The organism is Streptomyces sp. NPDC059037 (assembly GCF_042740015.1).
Classification (GTDB): domain Bacteria; phylum Actinomycetota; class Actinomycetes; order Streptomycetales; family Streptomycetaceae; genus Streptomyces.
On sequence record NZ_JBHYIG010000484.1, the window covers coordinates 1 to 2,852 of the forward strand.

Annotated in this window: 2 protein-coding genes; one reads left to right on the forward strand and one right to left on the reverse strand. The window is 72.2% G+C overall.

Annotation, left to right across the window (positions count from 1 at the left end; all coding sequences use genetic code 11):
• Positions 1 to 335: 335 nt before the first annotated feature.
• Positions 336 to 1,490, reverse strand: coding sequence for a hypothetical protein (locus ACFWY6_RS44935; RefSeq protein ID WP_384703573.1), 1,155 nt, complete (start codon positions 1,488 to 1,490; stop codon positions 336 to 338).
• Between the two features lie 233 nt (positions 1,491 to 1,723).
• Between ACFWY6_RS44935 and ACFWY6_RS44940 the strand changes: the two genes are divergently transcribed.
• Positions 1,724 to 2,852, forward strand: a 1,129-nt coding sequence (locus tag ACFWY6_RS44940; protein ID WP_384703576.1) for an ABC transporter substrate-binding protein, incomplete at its 3' end; no start/stop codon positions are given.

Below are 2,852 nucleotides of genomic sequence, written 5' to 3' on the forward strand. Positions count from 1 at the left end.
TCCGGCGTTTGAGGACGAACTCGCCGGAGGCGGTGATCTGCGGCCACCTCGCGGCCGGCGCAGCCGGAAGTGATGCGGGTAGGGGTGGGGTTGGGGAAAGGATTAGTTCTCTTCGCCCTGGCGGCGGTGTCGCCCCCGCGGAGCCGTCTCCGCGTCCTGGGAGGCCACCGGTCCCCGATGCCTGCCGGGACCGGCAGCCGCAGCCGCACCCTGCGGAGGCGCCGCCGCCACCCGCGGGTCGGGGACCTGCTCTGTCTCCGTACTGATCTCTGTCGTCATCAACACACTCACCCCGTAAAACGGTAAAGAAGATCGTTCGGTACAGCCGGGCGAGTCTAACCAACGCCCGCACGCCCGGTGAGAGGCGCCTGCTGCAACGGAACGGGCCGCGCGGCCACCGCCACGGGCGGCCCCTCCGGAGCGGGAGGTTCCACCTCCGCGACCCCGCACGGCACCGCCCCCGTCGCGTACGGAAGACGCAGCACACCGTTCCGCGTCCACCGCCCCGCCCCGGCCAACCACCCCTCAGGCGCCGCCAGTTGATACAGCCGCCGCTCGGCGGGACGCCACACGCCGAGCCGGCTCCCCGCCGCCCCGTCGATCCGCAGCGCCACCGCACAGCTCTCCGGCATCAGCGTCTGCCCCGGCTGGATCGCGAACGGAGCCATCGCGGGAGCGGCGCAGTCCGGCAGGCGCAGACACTCGGGGAAACGCACCGGGCGCGTACCGCCCAACACCCCCCAGCCGAGCCGGTCGTGGCCCGGCGCGTCCGAACGGACCAGGAGCAGCCCGCTGTCGGCGTCCGCGAGCAGCACCCGGTCGTCGCTCTCCTCGGCGATCTGGAGGAGGGGCGACACCTCGCCGTCCCGCCGCAGGTCCACCGCGACCGCCTTGACCCGGCCCTCCAACTCCCGGTCCAGGGACAGGATCCGGCCCTCCGCGTCCAGCCAGACCCCGCCCGCGCAGCGCCCGGGGATCTCCGCGAGGTGCTCGGGTCCGAAGGTGTCGCCCGCCACCAGCCACAGGTCCGTGGAGCTCTCGCCCACCGCGATCGCGTACGCGCACATGCCGCCCGGCGCCGGTGGCAGCAGGCTCAGCCGGGACGCGCCGCAGTCGACGGCGCCGAGCGGGACCTCGCCCGTCCCGGGACCGGTCGGGTACAGCAGCGCGAACGCGTGCCTGCCGTCCACCACGCGGTGGATGAGGACACGCCCGTCGGCCATCGGCAGGACCTCCGTGCCCGGCTCCTCCGGCTGGTTGCCGGGCAGCGGCACCGCGTACGGCTCGGGGGAGTCGAGGGTCCAGCGCTCGGGGAACCAGGATCCGCCGTGGTGGGCGAGGCGCGCGGCGTACGCACCGTCGGCGGTGATCGTCACGGGGGCGGGAGCCGGGGCAGTCACCGGGGAAGGGGTCTGGGCGGGGGCCTTGGCAGGTGCCGGGGATGGGGTCTGGGCAGGGGCCTGGGCCGGCTCGATCGTGGGCGCTGTCATGGGGGGTACCTCCGGCCCCCGAAGCTAGTTTTCGCACGCACTGCCGTGGCATCTGTGGCCGCCCGCTTCACACAGAAGGGTGGCGATGTCCCGATTCGCCTGAGGGGGCGGGGGTGGTTGTGCTGGGTGGGGTGGCCGCACTTAAAGTAAGGCGAACCTAAGTGGTCGTGGAGTGGTTCCGGGCGGTCCGCCGCCCCGGCTCCACCGCGATCAGCACACACCCTGGAGCACCGATGTCCCCGTCCGCACGGTCCATACGCCCCCGCCGGCACCGCGCCACCGCCGCCCTCGCCCTCGCCGTGGCCGGCGCGCTCTCCCTCGCGGCCTGCGGATCCGGCGACGGCGGCGCGGACTCCGGCAAGTCCGACAACGGCAGCGGCAGCAAGTCCGTCGCCCAGGGCGGCGACGACTTCGCCAAGGCCGCCGAGCAGACGGCGAAGATGGGCACGAAGGCCAAGGCGGGCGAGTTCCCCCGCACCATCACGCACGCCCGCGGCAAGACCGAGCTGAAGGCGCAGCCCAAGCGGGTCGTGGTCCTGGACGTCGGCGAGCTCGACAACGTCGTGTCCCTCGGCGTGAAGCCCGTCGGCTACGCCCCCACCGAGGGCGACGACGGCGTACCCGGCTACCTCAAGAAGGACGCCGGCAACCCCAAGGACGTCGGCACGATCAACTCCCTCAACCTGGAAGCGATCGCGGGCCTCAAGCCGGACCTGATCCTCGGCAGCGAACTGCGCGCCGCCAAGCTCTACCCGCAGCTCTCCAAGATCGCCCCGACCGTGTTCTCCATCCGCCCCGGCTTCACGTGGAAGGAGAACTACCTCCTGAACGCGGCCGCGCTCGACAAGACCGAGAAGGCGAAGACGGAGCTCGCCGCGTACGAGGAGAAGGCGAGGAACCTCGGCAGGGCGATCGGCGGCGACAAGCCGACGATCACGATGCTCCGCTACATGCCGGACCGCATCCGCCTCTACGCGAAGGCGTCCTTCATCGGCACGATCCTCGACGACGCCGGCCTGCCCCGCCCGAAGAACCAGCAGATCAACGACCTCGCCACCGAGATCAGCCCGGAGAAGATCGACGAGGCGGATGCCGACTGGATCTTCACCGGCGTCTACGGCGACGCCGAGAAGACGGGGCGCTCCGCCGCGGAGGAGAACCCCCTCTGGAAGAAGCTCGGCGCGGTGAAGAAGGGCCAGGCCAAGGATGTCCCGGACGAGACCTGGTACCTGGGCCTCGGCGTGACGGCCGCGAACTCCGTTCTGGACGACCTGAGGGAGAACCTCGCCCCCGGTGTGGGGGGGGGGGGGGACCGCGCGCCCCCCCAAAAAGAGACTCGACCGACGCCGCGCGCCAGGGAGG

What these genes read in the sequence shown, in the direction of transcription:
- ACFWY6_RS44935 (WP_384703573.1), bottom strand. Translation starts at nt 1,490, where the DNA reads ATGACAGCGCCCACGATCGAGCCGGCCCAGGCCCCTGCCCAGACCCCA.